At 65.8% G+C, this 20,409-nt stretch carries 14 protein-coding genes; 4 read left to right on the top strand and 10 right to left on the bottom strand.

The genetic code is table 11. From position 1 onward, the window contains the following. Positions 1-165 precede the first annotated feature (165 nt). The 3 genes from P0D80_RS01395 to recC are packed head-to-tail and all read right to left on the bottom strand — an operon-like array spanning position 166 to position 9,481. Positions 166-2,412, bottom strand: a complete 2,247-nt coding sequence (locus P0D80_RS01395) for an AAA family ATPase (protein WP_408280438.1) — start codon at positions 2,410-2,412, stop codon at positions 166-168. Beyond that, entirely contained in the window at positions 2,409-6,101 is a 3,693-nt protein-coding gene (recB, locus tag P0D80_RS01390) for an exodeoxyribonuclease V subunit beta (RefSeq protein ID WP_408280435.1), read from the bottom strand. The genes P0D80_RS01395 and recB overlap by 4 nt, the downstream gene beginning before the upstream one ends. After that, a complete protein-coding gene (recC, locus tag P0D80_RS01385) occupies positions 6,098-9,481 on the bottom strand; it encodes an exodeoxyribonuclease V subunit gamma (RefSeq protein WP_408280432.1) in 3,384 nt (1,127 codons plus the stop codon). The genes recB and recC overlap by 4 nt, the downstream gene beginning before the upstream one ends. A gap of 203 nt (positions 9,482-9,684) precedes the next feature. Between recC and P0D80_RS01380 the strand changes: the two genes are divergently transcribed. Next, positions 9,685-12,219 carry an FUSC family protein gene (locus tag P0D80_RS01380; protein ID WP_408280667.1) on the top strand — a complete coding sequence of 845 codons (2,535 nt, stop codon included), beginning with the start codon at positions 9,685-9,687 and terminating at the stop codon, positions 12,217-12,219. Positions 12,220-12,352: 133 nt separating this feature from the next. Here the strand turns inward: P0D80_RS01380 and P0D80_RS01375 are convergent, their stop codons facing one another. Together P0D80_RS01375 and P0D80_RS01370 are read right to left on the bottom strand one after the other, a co-directional pair. Beyond that, entirely contained in the window at positions 12,353-12,562 is a 210-nt protein-coding gene (locus P0D80_RS01375; RefSeq protein WP_408175779.1) for a hypothetical protein, read from the bottom strand. Between the two features lie 203 nt (positions 12,563-12,765). Then, positions 12,766-13,239, bottom strand: coding sequence for an Lrp/AsnC family transcriptional regulator (locus P0D80_RS01370; RefSeq protein WP_132376926.1), 474 nt, complete (start codon positions 13,237-13,239; stop codon positions 12,766-12,768). A gap of 236 nt (positions 13,240-13,475) precedes the next feature. On the opposite strand from P0D80_RS01370, the gene P0D80_RS01365 reads away from it, so the two are divergent. Then, a complete protein-coding gene (locus P0D80_RS01365; protein WP_408280664.1) occupies positions 13,476-14,045 on the top strand; it encodes a cysteine dioxygenase family protein in 570 nt (189 codons plus the stop codon). A gap of 111 nt (positions 14,046-14,156) precedes the next feature. On the opposite strand, the gene P0D80_RS01360 is transcribed toward P0D80_RS01365, so the two are convergent. The 5 genes from P0D80_RS01360 to P0D80_RS01340 form a co-directional block, all read right to left on the bottom strand. Further along, on the bottom strand, positions 14,157-16,781 hold the full coding sequence (locus P0D80_RS01360) for a mechanosensitive ion channel domain-containing protein (protein ID WP_408280427.1): 2,625 nt from the start codon (positions 16,779-16,781) through the stop codon (positions 14,157-14,159). 178 nt (positions 16,782-16,959) lie between these two features. Next, a complete protein-coding gene (locus tag P0D80_RS01355) occupies positions 16,960-17,607 on the bottom strand; it encodes an NAD(P)-dependent oxidoreductase (RefSeq protein WP_408280425.1) in 648 nt (215 codons plus the stop codon). A 144-nt stretch (positions 17,608-17,751) separates the two neighbouring features. Next, complete coding sequence (locus tag P0D80_RS01350) at positions 17,752-18,207, bottom strand: Rrf2 family transcriptional regulator (RefSeq protein WP_408280423.1); 456 nt, start codon at positions 18,205-18,207, stop codon at positions 17,752-17,754. Between the two features lie 87 nt (positions 18,208-18,294). After that, a complete protein-coding gene (locus P0D80_RS01345; RefSeq protein ID WP_132374969.1) occupies positions 18,295-18,768 on the bottom strand; it encodes a BCAL1086 family glycoprotein in 474 nt (157 codons plus the stop codon). After that, entirely contained in the window at positions 18,765-19,256 is a 492-nt protein-coding gene (locus P0D80_RS01340; RefSeq protein WP_408280419.1) for a GNAT family N-acetyltransferase, read from the bottom strand. Before P0D80_RS01340 ends, P0D80_RS01345 begins: the two co-directional genes overlap by 4 nt. A gap of 120 nt (positions 19,257-19,376) precedes the next feature. Here P0D80_RS01340 and P0D80_RS01335 point away from each other — a divergent pair, with 120 nt between their 5' ends. After that, on the top strand, positions 19,377-19,958 hold the full coding sequence (locus tag P0D80_RS01335; protein ID WP_132374971.1) for a DJ-1/PfpI family protein: 582 nt from the start codon (positions 19,377-19,379) through the stop codon (positions 19,956-19,958). Between the two features lie 126 nt (positions 19,959-20,084). Then, positions 20,085-20,408 carry a hypothetical protein gene (locus P0D80_RS01330; RefSeq protein WP_408179221.1) on the top strand — a complete coding sequence of 108 codons (324 nt, stop codon included), beginning with the start codon at positions 20,085-20,087 and terminating at the stop codon, positions 20,406-20,408. Position 20,409 lies beyond the last annotated feature (1 nt).

Below are 20,409 nucleotides of genomic sequence, written 5' to 3'. Positions count from 1 at the left end.
CTTTTCTGCCGTTCTGCCGTTCTGCCGTTCTGCCGTTCTGCCGTTCTGCCGTTCTGCCGTTCTGCCGTTCTGCCGTTCTGCCGTTCTGCCGTTCTGCCGTTCTGCCGTACCGGCAGCTTAATTTGCGTGATCGGGCCGCCAAGCAGCCCGCGCTAGCCGCACCTACTATTTACCGCCGCGCCACACCTCCGCTATCCGCGCGGCTAATCCCGAGTCGCGTTGTGTCGGCGTCGCAATCGCCTGCGCCAGCACGGCGCGCCCGCCGATCACTTCCACCCGTTCTCGCGCGCGAGTGATCGCCGTGTACACCAGTTCGCGCGACAACACCCGGCTAAATACCGACGGCAGCATCAGCACCGCGTGCTCGAACTCCGAGCCTTGCGACTTGTGAACCGTGAGCGCGAACGCGGTGTCGTGCGGTGGAAGCGCCGCCGGCGACACCGCTCGCAAACCGCCGTCGCCGGTCCGGAAATACACACGCAACGCGCCGCTCGCGCCCGGCAGCGCAATGCCGATATCGCCGTTGAAGAGACCCAGCGCGTAATCGTTGCGCGTCACCATCACCGGACGCCCGGCGAACCACTGCGCGCCCACTGCCAGCGTCACGCCCGCCGCGCGCCGCACCTGCGCCGCCATCACCGCGTTCACCTGATCGACGCCGCGTGGCCCGGAGCGGGTCGCGCACAGAATGCGGAAACGATTCAACGTGTCGAACAGCGGCAATGGGTCAGGCGTTTCGGCTGCTAGCGCTGTGGCAAGCGCCTCGGCGTAGGGCGCGAAACCTGCGGCAAGCCGTGCGACGGTGCGCTCGGCAAGCGTCGCGTGCGTATCTTCGTGAAGCGCTGCAGCGCAAGTTTCCGCGGGATCGGTGTGCAGGACATCGAGCGCGGCGCTCGCCGAGCCGTTACGAATTGCGAGCGACAGTCGGCCGATCGGTGACTCCAGGCCGAACCGATAGTTGCGCTCGAGCCAGACGACGCAATCGGCAAGCGGGCTTTGCGTGGACGAGGCGGACGTCGGCGCTGGTGCTGCGCTTTCGAAAAGGTCACTCGCCGGTGGTTCATCGAAAGCATCCGGCGGACCCGCATAGGCAAACAGATCGTCGTCCGGCGCATCGGGTTGCGCGAAAATATCGGCAGGCTCCGCGCCGGAGCCCCGCGATGCACCCGGCAATGCCTGCGTAAGCCGTGTCTCGTCGATGCCGAGCGCCTCGGCGATCCGCCGCAAACCACCTTGCGTAAAAGCCGGACGCGCGCTGAGTTCGGCGAACACCGCGCCGGCCTCGACGGCGGCGAGTTGGTCCTTGTCGCCGAGCATCACGAGACGCGTCTGCGGGGCAATGGCGTCGAGCAGATGCGCGGCCATGGCGACGTCGATCATCGACGCCTCGTCGATCACGACGACGTCGTAAGGCAAGGGATTGTCCCGATGATGCCGGAAGCGTCCTCCCGGCCCGGAGCCGAGCAAACGATGCAGGGTGTACGACGTCTGCGGCAAACGCGCCGCGAGTTCAGGCGGTAAATCGCCGGCGCGCGCGAGCAAGGCCTCCTGCATGCGCTGCGCGGCTTTGCCCGTGGGCGCCGCGAGTGCGATGCGCAAATCCGCACGCGCATCGAGAAGGCAGGCCAGCACGCCGACCACAGTGGTGGTCTTGCCGGTGCCGGGTCCGCCGCTGACGATGGTGAGTTGCCCAGACAGCGCCATGACCGCCGCGACACGTTGCCAGTCGACTTCGTTGTCTTTGGGCGGACCGAAATAGCGTAGGAGACGCTCGTGTAGCGTTTGGGCGTCGGGGCTCGCGCTCGTGTTCACTCTGGTTCCCGCACCCGCGCCAGCGTCGGCGCCAAGGTTGGCGGCAGCGCTCGCTCTCGCGCCTGTACGCGCATCGGCGTCAGCGCCGGCAAACAATCCCGCGTGAGAATCGTCGTGCGCAGTGTCAAGCGCACGAGTCCGCGCCTCCGCCCGCTGGCCCGCTTCCGCCCCCGCCTCCGCATGCGCCACTAGCGCGCGTGCAAGCCGCCGCTCGTAGTCGTAATAGCGAGCCAGATACAAGCGCCCTTGCCCATCGACCACCAGCGGCCGCAACGCCGCCGCGCTTTGCGAACCATCGCTCGCCATGCCGCTAGCGAACAAGGCCGCGCGAGCTTCGGCGCTCGACGCCTCGAAGCGTCGCGCCAGCACCGCAAGCGGCACGCACACGTGCCCTTCAGCCGTCGCGCGGCTCGCGGCGAATGCACCCCGCGCCGCCCACTTGACCGCCTCAGCCGACGCGCCGCCACGCCGCGCCAGCGCGCCGATGCGGCGCGCGAAACCTTCGGCGAGCGCGATACTGAAATCCGCCGGCGCGGGCAGATTCACGCCGATGTCGTCGAGCTCTGGCGGCGCCGATGTGCTCTGTTCGAACGCGCTCATGCGACACCCCCGATCATGGCCGCGTCGAGCAGCGCAACCAGCTCGAATGCGGGGCGCCGCATATGCACGCCCGCCGGTCCGTCGGCGTCGCGCCAATGCGGACGCACGCCGCGCACGAACAGATACAGATAGCCGCCGATGTGCGTGTCGTACGAATAATCGCGCACCCGCGTTTTCAGATAACGATGCAGCGCGACCGTATAAAGCAGCGCCTGCAGGTGATACGCGTGGCTCGCCATGGCCGCTTCGAGCGGCGCGGCGGCGTAGTCGGCGGCGGTGTCGCCCAGATGGTTCGATTTCCAGTCGACGATCCAGAACCGTCCGTCGTGCTCGACGATCATGTCGATAAATCCTTTGACGAACCCGCGCAACACGCCGGGTTCCAGTGCGACGTCGGGATAGCCGTGTTCGATCAGAAGTTCACGCAACGCGGGGAAATCGAGCGACGGCGCCGCGAACAGAAACTCGAGTTCGTTCAGCCGCCGGCGCGGGTTCAGTTTGGCGAGTGTCATGCCGGGCTGCAGTTCGGCAGTGACCACGTCCCTGAGCAGGTTGTGCATCATCGCCGGCAAGCGTGCGGCGAGTTCAGGCACAGCCGGAGCCGGACGCTCGCGCAACGCCCCGCGGATGGCGTCGGTCCATGTCTGCGGCTCGGTGAAATCAGCGAGTTCGAACATGCGATGCAGACAATCGCCCGCAGCGGCGCCACGCGGAAACGCGAGGATGTCGTCTTCATCGTAGGCCGGCGCCTGTGGCATGGGTGCCGGCGTGACGACGAGCGCATCGGCAATCTCGTCGTGATCGGGACGCACCTCTTCCGCCGGCGCATGCATTTCTTCGGCTTTACTGCCGGCGGCGATCAGGCCGCTGAAACTCGCCATGCGCCACTGATCGCGCAACGGCCGGCGGTTGGCTCGCGCCTGCATTCGCGCGCCGCGGTCCTGAAGGCTTTCGAGCGGCACGCGACGCTGCGGCCTAGGCAGCGCCTGCAACGTGATCGGGCCACCCGCCAGCGCCTGCCAGCGCGCCGACAACGCGGCTTCGTCGGGCGGCTCGGCGAGCCAGTCGCCGAAATCATGACCACCGCCGGCCACGAGCCAGTTCAACACGCTGCGGCGCGACTCCTTGCTGGAGCGCGACGACAGATACGTGCCGGCGACCAGATAGCAGCGGTACACCGCGCGCGTCAACGCCACGTAGACGAGCCGCGCCCTTTCCGCCGCCTGTTCGCGCACCGCGTAACGCGACGCATGCTCGGCCTCCTCGTCGTCGCAACCGTAGTGCAGCACCGCATCGCCGGTTTCGTCGTGATACTCGCGCGCATCCGGCAAACCGGACGACGGCGGCTCGCGCAACGCGCCGTCGTTCAGGAACGGACAGAACACCACCGCGTATTCGAGCCCTTTCGATTTGTGAACCGTGACGATCTGCACGAGGTTGCGATCCGACTCGAGACGCAACTGCGCGTCGTCGCCACCGCCCTGGGTGCGTTGCGCGGCGAGCCAGCGCAAGGTCGGCGCGATACCGGGCTGCGTCGCGGCGCGCGCCTGCACGAGTTCGGCCAGGTGGTTCACGTTCGTCAGGCGCCGCTCGCCGTCCGCTGCGGCAACCAGCCGTTGCGCGACGCGCAGCTCACGCATCAGCGTGCGCCACATCACCGCGAAGCCGCGCTCATGCCACAGCGTGCGGTAGCGCGAAAAACGTTCGACCCAGCCCATCGCGTCGCCGGCGTGCGCGGGATCGTCGGCGACCGATGGCGCGTCGGCGACCTGCTCGAGCCGCCACAGCGCCGCGGCGTCGAGGCCCAGCCAGTCGGTCGCCAGCGCGGCGCGCAGACGGCGCAGATCACCAGGCGTATCGACGGCGGCCAGCACGCGTTCGATCTGTTCGGCGTCGAGCGTCGCGAACACCGACGCCTGCGCCAGCTCCACGCTGCCGACACCCCACGCGGCCAGCACTCGTTTGATCAGACTGCCCTGCTTATGCGTTTGCACCAGCACCGCGATGTTGCCCGGCGCGAGCGGCGCATCGCCGATCGTCACCGCGCCTTCGCGCGCACCGCGCAGGAGCCGCACGATCTCGGCGGCACACGCTTCGCTCGCTTCGCGCTGAGCCTCGCGTTTGGTCAGCGCGGCGTCGCCTTGCGGCAAGGTCCAGATACGGAAGTCGCCTGCGCTCGTGTCCGGATCGGAAAACGGCAGCCTGCGCCGTTCGCCCGCACGCACCGGTTGATAGTCGAGGCCATCCAGCACGAACGCTTGCGGATTCGCTTCGAAGAGCCGGTTGCAAGCCTCGACGATGGGCGCGGTCGAGCGCTGATTGACGGCCAGCGTGTAGCACGCGGAGGCTGCCTCACGCGCCGCCAGATAGGTGTGCAGATCCGCCGCGCGAAAACTGTAGATGGCCTGCTTCGGGTCGCCAACCAGAAACAGCGGACCGGCCGGCGCGAAAATGCGGCTGAAGATCGTGAACTGCAGCGGATCGGTGTCCTGAAACTCGTCGATCAGGGCTGCGGGGTAACGCGTGCGCAACGCATCGGCAAGCCACGGATGCGCCGCGAGCGCGCGGTACAAATTGGACAGCAGATCGTCGAACGAGACGACGCGGCGCGTGCGTTTGCGCGCCACCAGTTCAGCGGGCGCGTAGTCGAGCCAGGTTTGCACGAGCGAGAGCCAGCGCGCGCGTTGCGCGGCTTCGGCCGCGATCACGGCTGCCGCCAGCGCTTCAGCATGCTCGAAGAACGCATGTTCGGGCGGTTCGAACTTGACCTTGGTGGCCTTCTTCAACGCCGAGGCCGTCAGCTTCAACGCGGCCCTCGGCGGCGGCGCATGGCAGTCGCCCTGCGCGAAGTACTCAGTCCATGCAGCGATGGCGGCGCTCACATGATCGGGCTTATGCGAGGTCTTGCTCAGACGGTCTTGCGCCTGAGTCAGCAAACTCACAATCGCATCGCGCTCCGCTTGCCAAAGGTCGCAAGCAGCTTCGAAGCCAGCTTGCGGATCGGTGCCATTGCCGCTCGCGTCGACCTTGCCCCAGCGCAACTGCGCCAACGGTTTCTTCAGACGCCGCGCGAGTTGTTCATCGAGTGAAGCGGGACCGGCGCGTTTGGCCACCAGCCACGCGGCGAACGCAGGGTGCGCATGCGCTACCGGTTCCACCTGCTCACGCCAGAAGTCAGCCGCCATTTCGAAGCGCAACGCCGCGTCGTCGGCTTCCATTTCGAAGGCGAACGGCATGGCGGCGGCAAACGGCGCCTCCTGCAACGCGCGCTGACAGAATGCGTGGATGGTATGGATCGCCGCCTGGTCGAAGGTGCGCAACGCGCGCCTCACCACCTTCAAGGCGTCCTCGCGCTCGATGCCCCGCTCCGGCCCCAGCGTCGTTTCAAAGAGACGGCGGACGAACGGATCGCCGCCGTCGTCATCCATTTCGATGGCGCGGTGCAGTTCGGCCAGACGCCCGCGAATGCGTTCATGCAATTCCGCGGTCGCCGCCTTCGTGAACGTGACGACGAGAATCTGGTCCGCGTTCAGGTTCTTTTCGAGCAGCAGCCGCACGTACAACGCGCAGATATTCCAGGTCTTGCCGGTGCCCGCCGAAGCCTCGATCTGATTCACGCCGTCGAGCGAACAGGCGAACACGTCGAGTTCTTCGGCGACCAGTGCGTAATGCTTCGTGGCGCCGCTCATGACGCGCTCCGCAGATGTTGCATGAGTGGTTTGAACACGATCGCGGCGAGGCTGCCGAACGGCTCGTCGAGCGTCAGCGGCGTGCCGCGCAATGCGATGCGCAAGGCGGGATCGTCGGACTCGCCGCGCACGCGGTCGTTGATCCAGACGCCCTGCGCGGCCGAATCGCTTTCGCTGACTTTGGTCCACGCGCTCTTCGGGAAAAAGCGCAGCGGCAGCATGCGGCCTGCCTTGAACAACGCGGCGAGCGGCGCCAGTTCGTCGAGCGGCGCAGCGACCGGCGTGAGTTCGAAACTCTCGCCGCTGCCATGCCATACGGTGCGGCGCGAGCCGTTCGGCTGCGCGGCGCAATAGACCAGATGCGCGAGCCATGCCGACAGATAGTCGCGTGCGGTAGGTTTGGCGTAGCGGAAAATCACTTGTCCTGTTTCGGTGAGCAGGTTCAGATTGCCGTGCAGTTGCAACGGCGTTTCGGCGCCTTGCCGAAGCAGCGCGTCATGCGGGCCGAACAGCGCACCGGCAAGCTCCTCGCTCGCGGGCCAGCGCGGCGCGATGTCGAGCACGAACGGCAAACGCTCGACACCCGAAGCCACCTCGCGACGCACGCTGTCGGCGAGCTGACGCAACGCACCGAGCTCGCGCGCGCGCCACACCGCGCCAGTCGCGCCGCCCGGCAATTCCGGGCTCGCCGCCGCCACACGGCGCACGCGCTCGAACACGACGTCGTCGTCCGTATCCACGTCGAGCAGCACGGGCAAAAGGCGGTCCGCCAATGCATCGCGCCCCGCGTAATCCAGGTCGAACGGCTCGGTATCGAGCAATTCGCCTTGTGCTTCCGACAACACGATGCCCAGGCGGTCGCGCAACAGCGCCCGCGCCGGATGACGCCAGAAACGCACGAATTCGTCGAAGGCAATCGGTGCCGGCTCTTCCGGCGGCAGCGGTCGATCGAAGAACGGAGCCGCAGCGGCATGCGTGGGCGCAGCCAGCAACGTGGCCAGTTCGGCGCGATCCGCGTCGTAGCTGAACAGCTCGGATTGCGACGAGAAATAGTCCGACGCAAACGCCTGCAACGGATGATCGACAATGAACGCATGCCGCGCGCTCTCGACTTCGGCGGGGCTAGCGCCCTCGCCCGCCGACACCTGCGCGAGATGGTCGAGCAATTCATCGACCAGTGCGGCGGGCGGCAACGGCGCGTTGTCGCGAATGCTGCGACCCGTATAAGCGATGAAGAGACGATCGCGCGCCGCGAGCAGCAGATCGAGGAACAGATTGCGTTCGTCGTCGCGGCGCTGACGGTCGCCCGCCTTGCCGAACGCGGCCATCAGATCGAACTCGTCGGCGCGCGCGAGACTCGGCAACACGCCGTCGTCCATGCCGAGCAGGCAGACGACGCGATACGGCAAGCCGCGCAAACTGGTCAGCGACGAAAACGTCACGCTGCCCCAGGGCACGCCGCCGCGCGCGGGGTCGTCGAGCGCTTCGGTGAGCGCGCCGCGCACCACCGCGGCGGGCAGCGCGACTTCTTGCGCGCCGGCTTGCATCGCGTCGCCCATCTTGTCGATCGCGTCGCGCACGGCGGCGAGCGAATCGGCGAACTCGACGCCGCCGTCGAAACATTGCGCGAGCGTTTCGAGCAGCAGTTGCGTCCACTCGGCAGGCGCGCGCTCGATTGCGCAATTCGCCGCGAAGCTGTCGATGTCGTCGACGAAACGCGACAGGCGGCCGAGCAATTCCGCATCCGAGCCGCCGGCGCCTTCGATCGGCAGCCAGGCGTCCACGGGTTCGCCGCCCTCCGGCATCGCATAGCCGAGATACAGGCGCGTGAGCGCATCCGCGAACGTATGACGGGCGATCGGCACGTGTTCGCCCGTCGGCTCGACCGGGGTGAGCCCGCGACGCGCGCCGGCCGCCGCCAACCACTCCTGCGCGGCTTCGAGCGAGCTGGCGTCGATCCCATAACGCACGGCAATCGCGTCGACGCGCAACCATTCGATCAGATCCGGCGCGCCCACGCTGCGCTCGGGCAAGGCCAGCCAATCGAGCAGCAACCGCGCAACCGGATTGGCCTGCGACGGCGGCAAGCCGGTGATCCGGTACGGAATGCGGCGCGTGTCGCCAGGCGGCGTGGTGCCGAACACGGCGTCGATCAAGGGGCCGGCCGCCGCGAGATCGGACACGGCGACCAGCACGTCGGACGGCTGCAGATCGTCGAACTCATCGAACCAGCCGAGCAGGCGATCGTGCAGCACTTCGAGTTGCCGCGACAGACTGTGGCAGACGTGCACTTCGATGCCGCGTTCGATCGGCGGTTCGTCGGCATCGGTCTCGTCGCGCAGATCGAGAATGCCGTTCTGCACGGCGGCAAGCCAGCTCGGTTGCGGATTCTCGGTGAAATCGCCGGTCTCGCCGGAAGCGGCGCTCTCGGTCAACTCGTGCAGCATGTGCAACTGCGCCTGAGTCTGGCGACCCCACTCGGCAAGCAATGGATGGCCGACTTCCTGATAGTCGAGCTGGCCGGCGGCGTCGAGCGCTTCGACGCGCCCCGCGCTGACGACGTCGAACCAGAACTCGCGGCACGGATTCATCACGTACAGCCGCACGTCGACCCAGCGCGAGAGCGCGCGCAGCAGCGCCACGTGCAACGGCGGCATGGTCGGCAGCGCGAACACGCTGACCGCTTCGGGCCACTGTGCGTTCGAGATCGCCTCGAGATCGAGCGTGCCGATTTCGTCGAGAAAACGGTAGGCAGGCGGCAAGGCGGCCGCGGGAGTCTGCGCGTCGCCCGACAGTTCAGTGAGCACCGCGCGCCACAACGCCGCTTGCCAGCGCTCGTCCTCGCGCGCCGCTTCGCTCGCGCCGACAAGGCGCGGACCGGTATCGTCAGCCGCGCCGCTCGCGAAGATCGAGCCGCCCTTCTGCCATTGCAGCAACCACTCCGGGCGATAGGTCAGATAGTGGTCGAGCACGGTCGCCACGCGCCGCGCGAGTTCGTAGCGCATCGAAGCGTCCGCCGCATCGAGATACGTGCGCAGACGCGGCGACGCACTCCAGGGCAGCGCTTCGTCCACATCGTCCACTTGGCCCAGCAGCCGGTAGCAGCGCCACACGAGCCGGTCCGGCGCGAACGGCGAATGCTTCGGCACCGTGATCACGCCGCCGATCTGCGCCCACAGCCATTGCGCGAGATAACCAAAGTCGACATTCGCGCAGATGCCCTGGCGCGCGGCAATATCGAGCTCGAGCCGGCGCCGCACCGCCGCGCTCGGGACGATCACGGGCTGCGCGGTCCAGGGATCGGACGGCGCTTGTGCCAGGTCGTCGAGCAGCGCGCCGACAAGGGTTTCGTAGCGATTCGAGTAGAAGAGCTGGAGCATGGATCCCGGGGCTTGCGGGCGGCGCGGGCGGAACGCCCAGGCCGCGACTGACATTGAAGCGACAGCATAACAAACGCATCCCCAGGGCAGAACCTGGCCGAACGGACGAGGTCAGATCAGCCATAAAATCAGTTAGACTCGACGGCAGTTTGGGTCTGCCCCTTCAACCGCGGTTTTCTCAGTGAATGGAATCCAGGCAGTCGATGCGCTATTCGGTTGAAATAAAAAAATTCCTCTACAGCCAGTACTTTTATGGCGGCCTGCGCATCGCAGTCGGCGTGTCGTTACCGGCGGTACTGTGTCTGATCGTGTTTCACGATCGCGAACTCGGCTTCACGATCGCGACCGGCGCGCTCGGCGCCTGTGTCGTCGATATGCCGGGCCCGCTCAAGTACAAGCACAACGAAATGCTGGCGTGCACGGTGATCGGCTTCCTGTCCGCGCTCGCCACCGGGCTCGCCACGGTGAACGCGGTGGCGTTGTGGTGCACGGTCGTGCCGCTCACCTTTCTGCTGTCTCTGATCGTCGTGTACGGCAACCGCTGGCCGCAGATTAGCTTTGCCACGCTGTTCATGATGATCATGACGCTGGAAGAGCGCTTCACGCCGATGCAGGCGCTCGTCAATGCGTCGTGGATTCTGGTTGGCGGCCTCTGGTACACCTACTGGTCGACCTTCGTGAGCCGCTGGATGATGCATCGCATCGAGCAGCAGGCGCTGGCCGAAAGCGTGTTCGCGTGCGCCGACTATCTGCTGGCGCGCGCCGAGTTCTACGACCTCGATAACGATCTTGACGAGTGTTATCGCAATCTGGTCGACAAGCAGATCACCGCGGTGGATCGCCAGGACGCCGCGCGCGACATCGTGCTGCGCAATCTGCCCAAGTTCAAGAGCGGCAAGCTCGAACCGCGCCGCGCCATGCTGTTCAATCTGTTCATCAATACGGTCGATCTGCACGAACTGTTCGTCGGCGCGCATACGGATTACCCGTTGGTGCGCAATACGTTCGGCGGCTCCGATCTGCTGGTGTTCTACCGTGATCTGATCCGCAAGGCGGCAGCCGATCTCGAGGAGATCGGGCTTGCGGTGCTGCAAAACCATGCGCCGCGTGGGCGCGTGAACGTCAAGGCGGAATTGCGCGCCATCGAATTCGAAATCGACCTGATGCGCAAGCAGGATCTGCCGGCAAAAAACCACGAGGCTTATTCGGCCATCTCATCGACTTTCCGGCGCGTCTGGAGCGCCACGCGTCTGATCGACAAGATGCGCAAGAGTCTCTCGAGCGAACCCAGCACGACCGAGACCGAATTGCGCCTCGACCAGGCGCTCACACGATTCGTGTCGAGCCGGCGCGTACCGTTCGGGCAGATTTTCTCGAACCTGACGATGGCCTCGCCGAGTTTCCGCCACGCGTTGCGCGTGACGATCGCCGTCGCCGTGGGCTTCTGGCTCGGGCGCCTGCTGCCGCTCACCAACGCCTACTGGATCGTGATGACCACCGTCATCATTCTGAAGCCGGGCTATTCGCTGACCAAACAGCGTAACGGGCAGCGGATCGTCGGCACGCTGATCGGCTGCGCGGCGAGCATCGCGCTGATGATCTTCGTCAAGGAACCGCACATCCTGCTGGTCGTGATGTTCGCGTCGATGGTGATGAGCTACAGCCTGCTGCTGTTCAATTACACGGCGAGCGTGGTGTTCACCTCGTCGTATGTGCTGCTGATGTTCCATCTGCTCGCGCCGGGCAGCATGCGCATCATCGGCGAACGCGCGATCGATACCGTGGTGGGTTGCGCGATCGCAATCGCGGCGAGCCACCTGTTCCCGTACTGGGAATATCGTTTGATGGGCAAGCTCGTCAACAACATGATCAACGCGACTCGCCAGTATCTGGAAGCAAGCTGGTGGTGGAGCGGCAAGCCGGCCGCCGCCGTGGTCGCCACCGTGACCGAAGCCGGCGCGCGGGCCCCGGCGGCGGCGATGGCCGATCCGGCGATCGACTTTGCCAAGCCGGTGCTGGCGACGGTTAATGGAGGTGCAAGCGGAGGTGCAAGCGGTGGCAGAAGCGGTGGCACAAGCAGCGTTGCGAGCGGCAGCGCAAACGCCGCGACCGCCGTGGCTACCGATGCAACAACCAAACCCATTGCCGACGCCGGCGCCAGTGCGGGCACGACCACGGTCAGCAACCCGACCGCGAAGCCGGCCGCCGGCGCCTCCGCTGCCGCCGCAGCCGCGGCGACCGCGCTCGATCGCGACTACCGCTACCGGCTCGCCCGCAAGAATGTTCACGTCGCGTTCGCCAATCTGGGCCAGGCCTTTCAGCGCATGATGCTCGAGCCGAAGTCCGCGCAGAAGTTCGTACCGGAACTGAACGGCCTGCTGGTGCGCAGCCATGTGCTCGCCTCGCAGATCACCGCGGCCGCGCCGCTCTTGCGCACCTCGGTGCAACAGCAGGTCGACGGCGTCTCGCTACAGCCGCTGCAACGTGCGCTGAGTGTCGTGCGCGACAATCTTACCGAAGCTGAAACCGGCAATGCGCCGGCCGCCGATCAGAACGAGCAGATCAAGCTGCTGGGCCGCGAACTCGATGCGATGGTGGTCGAAACGGAGAAGTCGCCGGGCTATTCGGCGGATGCCGTGCATGACATGAAGTTGCTCGCGCATCAATGCAAGCAGATGCTGTCGGCGGCAGCGCAGATTCGCAAGGATGCGAGCGTGATTCGCCTGCCGGACGAGTGAAACTGCGTGGGCCGACATTGCGCCTCGTGCGGTCGGCGTGCCTTTAGCTTTTTAGATGGATTGGCCGTCTGCATGACGGCGAGCGTCTCGCCGGCACATTGAGCGCGACGCTCCAACCGATGTACGCGCTGTCTTACTGAGCCACGCCGCTTGCCGGCTTCGCGGCGTTGGCCGCTGCCGCCGCTTCGGACGAAATCGACGGCGCCGGTGCGTTCTGGCTCTCGAAATCGTGCTTTTCCTTGATGGCGTTATAGAAGAGTGTGGCGATCACCAGCAATACCGCGACCACGATGAAGACGGCAATGCCAAAGGTCGGGTTCTTCTTGCGCGGCGGTTTGTTCATGAGGCGGGCTCGGTTCGCGAGGCAGTCGCGGATGGTGTCTGGGAAGGCGGCATTCTACGCCCACTGAGCTTGCACACGGCTTGCAGTGGGCATGCTCGGTGGCATAGGCGCGCGAGCTTGCCGGAAGCTTCAACGGCTGACCAGGCGTGCCGTACGGTTCGCTGTCTGACGAACGGCAAACGATGCACCCGCCGCCTTTCCCCCTACCTCACCACGGCGGGCCTGACCGGCAGCGCCGTCGAATACTTGATCTGCTCCATCGCAAAACTCGAACTCACGTCGTACAGCGGCACGGCGGCGATTAGCAGCTTGTAGACGCGGTCGTAGTCGTCGATATCGGACACCACCACGCGCAGCAGGTAATCGGTTTCGCCGCTCATCCGGTACACCTCCACCACTTCCGGAATCTCCTGCACGGCATGCGTAAAGGTTCGCGCCCACTCCTCCGTGTGCTGGTTGGTGCGTACCGCGACGAACACCGTCGTGCCCACGCCGAGTTTGCGCGCGTCGCAAAGCGCGACCTGCGCGCGGATCACGCCCGCCTCTTTCAGACGCTGCAGCCGCTTCCAGCAAGGCGTTTGCGACAGATTCACGCGTTGCGCCAGTTCGGCGATCGGCATGGTCGCGTCCTCCTGCAGCAACTCCAGCAGCTTCCGGTCGATGATATCCATTCCCATCGTGACACCCCCATAGGAAATTATTCTACTTTTCAGATTCCAAGGGGAATTATATGGAAACTCTTTCTCCGGGCAAACCGGTATAAATATCGCTATCCGAAAATAACCGATAAGCAGCCTGCCGCTGCCCAACGATCATGAGTCAAGACCTCCGCTCTGCGTCCCTCGAAGGCCTCCCAGCCCAACGCGTGCAGCCTGTTAAAACGGCTCAGACGGGTTCGCGTGAGCCGGTGGACATGCTATTGCGCGCCGGACGCAACGCGCCGCTCACGCGTCTGTGCGGTGCCCTGGATGCGATCTTCGACGCCTGCGCCCATTCTCCCGAACCGTCGGATTCGTCATTCTTCGCCCGCAGCATGCGCACCGCGCTCGCCGACGCCGCGGCAAACCCCGATTTGCTCACGGCGGCGCAACGCGAGGGCTCGCTCGAGAAGTACCGGCGCCATCTGCTGGCTGCCGATCCGCACGGCCGTTATGCGATCGCGGCGCTGGTGTGGCTGCCGCAACAGGCGAGCCCCGTGCACGCGCATCACACCTGGTGCGGTTATGCGGTGGTGGATGGCGCGCTGAGCGAGACAGTTTTCGAATGGAACGGCGCGCAGCATTGCGCGAGCGCCACGCGTACGCAAGCGCGCAACGCTGGCGCGGTGTCGTTCGTGCGAGGCGGCCGCGGCGGGATTCATCAGTTGGGTAATCGCAGCGATGCCCCGGCCGTTTCGCTGCATATTTACGGCGTCGCGGGCGCGCAGATCGCGACGCACGTCAACGACATCGTGCGCGCGGCGGATGTGCCGGCGCTGACCTGAAACGAGGCAGCGCGGCTGCCCCGCACTCCGTGCCTGACGATCTAGTGACGCAGTGACGCGCGAGGCCGACGCCTCGCGCCCTCCCGCAAGAGCCACGCACCGCGTGCGCCATCAAGTCTTCCCGCTCACCTCGCCTGCCGTCGGAATCTGCGGCGGAATCGGCGCGGTTTGCCCGGTCGGCGGCGGCGCCGGCCGCGGTTCATGCGACACATCGCGCGCCATGGCCAGCGGCGCATGCACGGCCCGCGCCGCCGACGCCGCTGCGGTCTGCGCATGCTCGTGCGGGTGCGGAGCGAATCCCGACACCTCGTCGTCCTGCAAAGGCTGCCCTTCGCTATCCTTCGACGACGTGTACACACGCATCTGCGGCACCGGAATCTCGATGCCGGCTTCGTCCATCTTGCGCTTCAGACGCAGATTGAAGGCGCGCGCCACGCTCCACTGCTGCAACGGCCGCGTCTTGATCTGCCCTTTCACGACCATCCAGTTCGGATCGAAACGGTCCAGTCCCCACACCTCGATCGGTCCGAGCATCTCACGGCGGTAACGGAAGTCGGCCATCAGATCGGCGCCGACCTCGCGAATCAGTTGCGTGATCTGATCGACGTCGGTGGAGAACGACATGCGCACTTCGAACACCGCATAGGCGAAGTCGCGCGACAGGTTCTTGACGATCTTGATCTGCGAAAACGGAATCGCGTGAATCGCGCCCTGGCCGTCGCGCAACCGCACCGTACGGATCGACAGATGCTCGACCGTGCCCGCATGGCCGCCGTCCACGTCGATCCAGTCGCCCACCGAAATCGTATCCTCGATGATGATGAACAGCCCCGTGATCAGGTCGGTCACGAGCGACTGCGCGCCGAAGCCGATTGCGAGGCCGATCACGCCGGCGCCCGCCAGCAGCGGCGTGACATTGATGCCGAGATTCGCCGCCGTGACGATGCCGGCGATCGTCATGATCGAGACCAGCAGCACGTTGCGCACCAGCGGCAGCATCGTGCGGGCGCGCATGCTCGGCGCGCGCGCCTTGTTGCGCGGCCCGGCCGGATTGAGTGCCTCGGTGATCGCCGTGTCGACCAGAATCCACAGCAGCCAGGCAATGAACACGGTGGCGACGATCGCCGTCACCGCGTGCGCGATACCGCGCGCCGCGACGTTTTCCTCGATCACCGCGGCGAGTGACACACCCCACAAACGCGCCGCGAGTTCGAAGAAAAACAGCCAGATGAAGAGCGTCACCAGCGTGCCGAAAAAGCGCAGCAAGCGCGTGAGATACGGCGAGCGGCGACGCGCGCGCGCACTGCGCGGACGCGTCAGGCGCAACACGATAGCCGACAGGAAGAACGCCAGCACCAGCAGAGCCGCGGTCACCACCGAAATCTGCAGCACGTTTTCGCTCGAACCCGAACCGCCGAGCGTGGCGACCACCGACGCGGTAGCGAGCACCAGCACGGGCACGTGCCACAACGCGGCGAGCACTTCGAAGGCGTCGGTCGCGGCCTTGTGATTGGTGCGCTGTTCGTAAGGCCGGTTGCGAATCAGATGCGCGACCGGCCGGCGAAACGCGAGCGCGAAATAGCCGGTGAGGACGGCGGCCGTCATGTTGGCCGCCGTCGAAATCAACGCGGCGAGGTTCGAGCCGAGCTGATGCGCGACGTCGTAATTGACGGCGGCGTCGCCGAGCGCACCGCACACGCCGACCACGAACAGCACGCGCCGCGCATGATCGATCAGCAGGCGCACCGCGATCCGCCGATGCCCCGAGCCGAACAGCGAAAACATGATCAGACAGATCGCCGAAAACACCGCCCCCGCGACGATCGCATACGCGACCACCATGCCGAGCGTGCGGCCAAGCGCATCGGGCATGGCGCGCACGAACAATAGCGCGGCCAGGAAGGCGATGATCCAGGGTCCGACACGGCGCAGCGCGAAAATCAACAGTTCGCGCGTGGTGGGATTCGGCTGGAGTCCCATGACGATGCCGAAGCGCCGGTACAGCCGGTGCTGCACATAGATCAGCGCGCCGGCGCATGCGCCCCAGCCGGCCAGCATCGCGAACATGGAAAACAGAATGCGGCCGAAGCTCTCGTGCCCCTGCCCCGAGATGATCGTGTAGAGCTCATTGCCGGCCGCGTTGAAGCGGCCGCCCCAATAGCGGACCGGCGTGCGGCCCTGATGCACATCGGATTCGAACGACGCGATGCCCGACGCGATCGCGCCGAGCAAGCCCGGGCTCGGCTGTGCGGGCACGGGCGGCGCGACCGTTTGCGAGACGTCGCGCAATTTTTTGAGCTGGGCGACGAGCGCGGTGCGTTGGCGGTCGTTGTCGAGCGTGGAGATCACGCTGTCGAGCGAGCGCGCCAGTTCCGCCTGACTCGCCGGCGACGGCGCGGACGCCGCCTCCGCCGCCGAAGCGCCCGAGGCCGAAGACGCGGGCGTCGCCGTCACCGTCGCACTGTTGATCAGGCTCTGCAAGGCCGGAATGACGGGCGTGCCGGTGGCAGCGCCGGCGGCAAGCGCCTTCGCGGGCAGCCAGCCGACACACAGGATCAGCGCGACAAAGACCGCGGCCGCCCATGCGCCGAGCCGCGCGGCGAGTTGCGGGCGCGCGCCGCGACGGGCGTCGCATGCGGCACGGTCGGAAGAAAAATGAAAGACGGCGTGGGTCGCCGGCTGCCCGCCGTTGGACGGCGCAGCCTCGGACTCACGCCGCAACGGGCATGACTGCATGGCAATCCGTAAGAAAACGGGAGACGCCAGTGTATCCGCAGTTTTATCGGGAGCGACCGAACTTGCGTAACCGAATGTTAGGACGCTTGCGCGCGCTCAAACGTTGTGAGGACCGCGCGTGGGTCCTGACGTCGCGCTTGTAACGGCCGCGCGCGGCCGGTTCAGCCTCGTTTCACGCTCAATAGGCGACGGTCGCGATCTGACGGATGAAATGGCCCTGCTCCAGTTCATCGACGAAGGCAATCGCGTAATCTTCGGCGGAAATGCGGCTATTGCCCTCGGCGTCGGCCAGCAGCGTGTTCGCGCCCGTGCGGAATTTGCCGGTGCGCTCGCCCGGCGCGATGATCGCGGCCGGCGCGAAGCAAGTCCAGTCGAGGTCGGTCACGCCGCGGTAGTAGTCGAATACCTTCCGATGCGCGAGCGCGATCGGCTTGTAGGCGTCCGGAAAGCCTTCCGTATCGACCAGTTGCTTGCCCGGCGCCACTTCGAGCGAACCCGCGCCGCCCACCACGACGAGGCGCTTCAGGCCCGCCGCGCGCACGCCTTCGACGAGCGCATGAGTCGCCTTGTCGAGCGCCGCGAGATCGTCTGGCGGCGGCGCATAGGCGCTCGCCACCACGTCGTGGCCGCGCACCGCCGCGCCGACGCTCGCGGCGTCGAGCAGATCGGCTTGCGCCGCTTTCAGGTTCGCCACATCGGTCGGCACGCGCGCCGGATTGCGCGCCAGAGCTGTCACCTGATGCCCGCGGCGGGCGGCTTCGGCGGCGATCCGCGAACCAATCATGCCGGTGGCGCCGAACAACGCGATCTTCAACTGTTTGCTCATTTTCAATGCTCCTGTCGTTAGCATATATGTAACCACATCGATTACATATAACGCGGAAAAAAGAGGGGCTTGAGCCCCCGTTCGTTGCCCGGCGCGTGCTTCGATCGACCACCACGCGCCCTTCCGTACTGCTATTTTGCTACGTCACCCGTGCGAGCGCTTCTTGCGTTCGCGCTGCTTCTCGGCACGCACCACGTCAGCTGTGGCGTCGGCCAGCGTGCGCGCACCGAGCGCGGCCTCCATGGCCTGCTGCGCTTCGTCGATGATGCCGCGCAGTACGCCCTGGATGTTGCGCCCGACCATGCATGCCGGATTCGGCTCCTCGCGATGCAACGCGAATAACTGCGCGTCGTCTACCGCACGGTACACCTCGAGCAGCGTGATCTGGTCAGGGGCTCGGGCCAGCAGCGCGCCGCCGCCCGCGCCGAGCTGCGAGGTAGTGAGCCCCGCCTCTGCCAGCATGCTCAGAAGCCGCCGGATCAGCGCGGGATTCGTATTCACGCTGCCCGCGATCATGTCCGACGAGAGCGGCGCGCCCTCCTGCAACGACAGCAGCGCGAGCACATGCACCGCGAATGCAAACCGGCTACTCGTGTTCACAGCAAACCCGCCCGGCGACGACAATGTGTAACCATAGTAGTTACATTTAATCCGACTGTCAAACGACGACGCACTCCGGCCGGCATATCACTTGTCCATCTGCTTCTGTGCATCGCTCGACTCGCCCGATGACGACGAAGCCGCAGCATTCGTCGACGATGCCGAACTCTGCGCCGACCATTCCTGGAGCTTGCGCCCCGCCGATTCGAGGCTTTGCCCGGTCAGCGACGCGGCCTTGCCGAGTTGCGCATTGGTGGCGCTCGCCGCGCTCTGCAGATTGGCCTGCGCGGTCGAAGCCAGTGCGTTGGGGTCGATATTGATCGTGGGCGCCGAGGCGGAATCGAGGTTCTGCTGCGCAGCGGACTTGGTCGCGTCGACCTGCTGGCCGACGTAGCTGGCGGCCTGATCGAGCTTCTGACCGGCGACCTGGGCTGCGTCGTTGAGCTTGCCGGCAACCTGCCCGGCGGACGCGTCATTCTTCTGACAGGCTGCAAGCCCGCCGAACACGATGGCCACGAACGCGGCACGGCGCAGCAAAGATGAACGTATCGATGAAATCATGATTGAGTGTGAGCCGCGTCGAGCGGCTTCCGCATGCGAAAACGCGCCAATGATACGCCGTTGCGCTGCACGCGCTCCTCAATGAGCATCTCGAAGCCCGCTCGCTCGAAGCTGCGGCGCGCGCTGAGGCTTACGTCGACGCTGAGTTTCGTTGCGCCGGACGCGCGCGCCGCGGCTTCGAGACGCATCAGCAAGCCTGCCGCGAGGCCTTGCCGCGCATGAGCCGGCGCCACATACAGCATCTCGACATGGTCGGCTGGATAAAGCTGTGCGAACGCAGCCGGCCTGCCTTCGCGCCAAGCCACCAGCGTCACGCCGCGTGCGAGCCTTGCGGCAAAAGCCGGCACGTCGTCGGCGGCCGACGCCCATGCGTCGCGCGCCGCCGCGTCGTAGTCTGGGGCGGCAAGCGCGCTGATCGCCGCGCGAAACAGCACGGCGAGCGCTGCTGCATCTTCGGCGCGAAACGCGCGCCATTCGAATGTGTCCATTGCGTGAGCCGTCGCGGTTCTGTCAAACGTAGTGGAGTAGACTGCCTGAGCTTATGAACGTCAATGACGTGAGCGTCAAAGATTATTCGCTGTGTTCCGTTGATCAATTGGAGGCATACGATGGCGGCAAAGAAGATTCTGTTTCTGACCGGCGACTTCGCCGAGGATTACGAAACGATGGTGCCGTTTCAGGCGCTGCAGGCAGTCGGCCACGTGGTCGACGCGGTCTGTCCGAACAAGAAGGCCGGCGACCGGATCAAGACCGCGATTCACGATTTCGAAGGCGATCAGACCTACACTGAAAAGCCCGGTCATCAATTCACGCTCAACGCCACCTTCGACGACGCCGACCCGCGCCAATACGACGCGCTCGCGATCGCCGGCGGCCGCGCGCCGGAGTATCTGCGGCTCAATCACAAGGTAATCGAACTCGTGCGGCAATTCGCCGAAGCGGGCAAGCCGATCGCGGCTATCTGTCACGCCGCGCAACTGCTGGCCGCCGCCGACGTGATCCGCGGCAAGCGCATTTCCGCCTACCCGGCCTGCGCGCCCGAAGTGAAGCTGGCAGGCGGTGAATACGCCGACATTCCCGTCGACGCCGCGATCACCGACGCCAATTTCGTCACCGCGCCGGCGTGGCCCGCGCACCCCGAGTGGCTGCGCCAATTCCTCGTGCTGCTCGGCACGCGCATCGAACTCTGATCCGTCTGGCTGATCCATCGGCGAGCGCCTTCGCGCTCGCCGACGCTCCCCTTATTTGAGACTAGTCCGATAGTACGTAGCGGAAGGCTTTCCTATAGTCGCCGGCTGACTTGGGAGAGTTTTTCAATGCAACTGACCGACTGGATCGTCATTCTCGCCGTCGTGTTGATGGCAATTGCCTTTTTCTGCGGACGTACGCCGGCCAACTGGTCGCGCGAAAACCGCGCGCGTCGTCTGGCAGGCACGCGCATGCTGGCACAAGCCGCGTGTTCGGTATGGGCCGCGCTGCTGATCGCCGCGCGCGGCCTCTTTGCGCTCGACGGCCTGCTCGGTCTGCGCCCGGCGCCGCTGGAAGCCCTGACGGGCGTCGCGATCCTGATAGCCTTCGGCTGCTACTGGTCGATTCGCGGCAGCAGAATGCTCAAACCACGCCGTCTCTTTACCGCGTAAC

Origin of the sequence: Paraburkholderia sp. RL17-373-BIF-A (assembly GCF_046030175.1) — a bacterium.
GTDB lineage: Bacteria > Pseudomonadota > Gammaproteobacteria > Burkholderiales > Burkholderiaceae > Paraburkholderia.
This window is presented reverse-complemented; position numbering and strand designations above follow the sequence as displayed.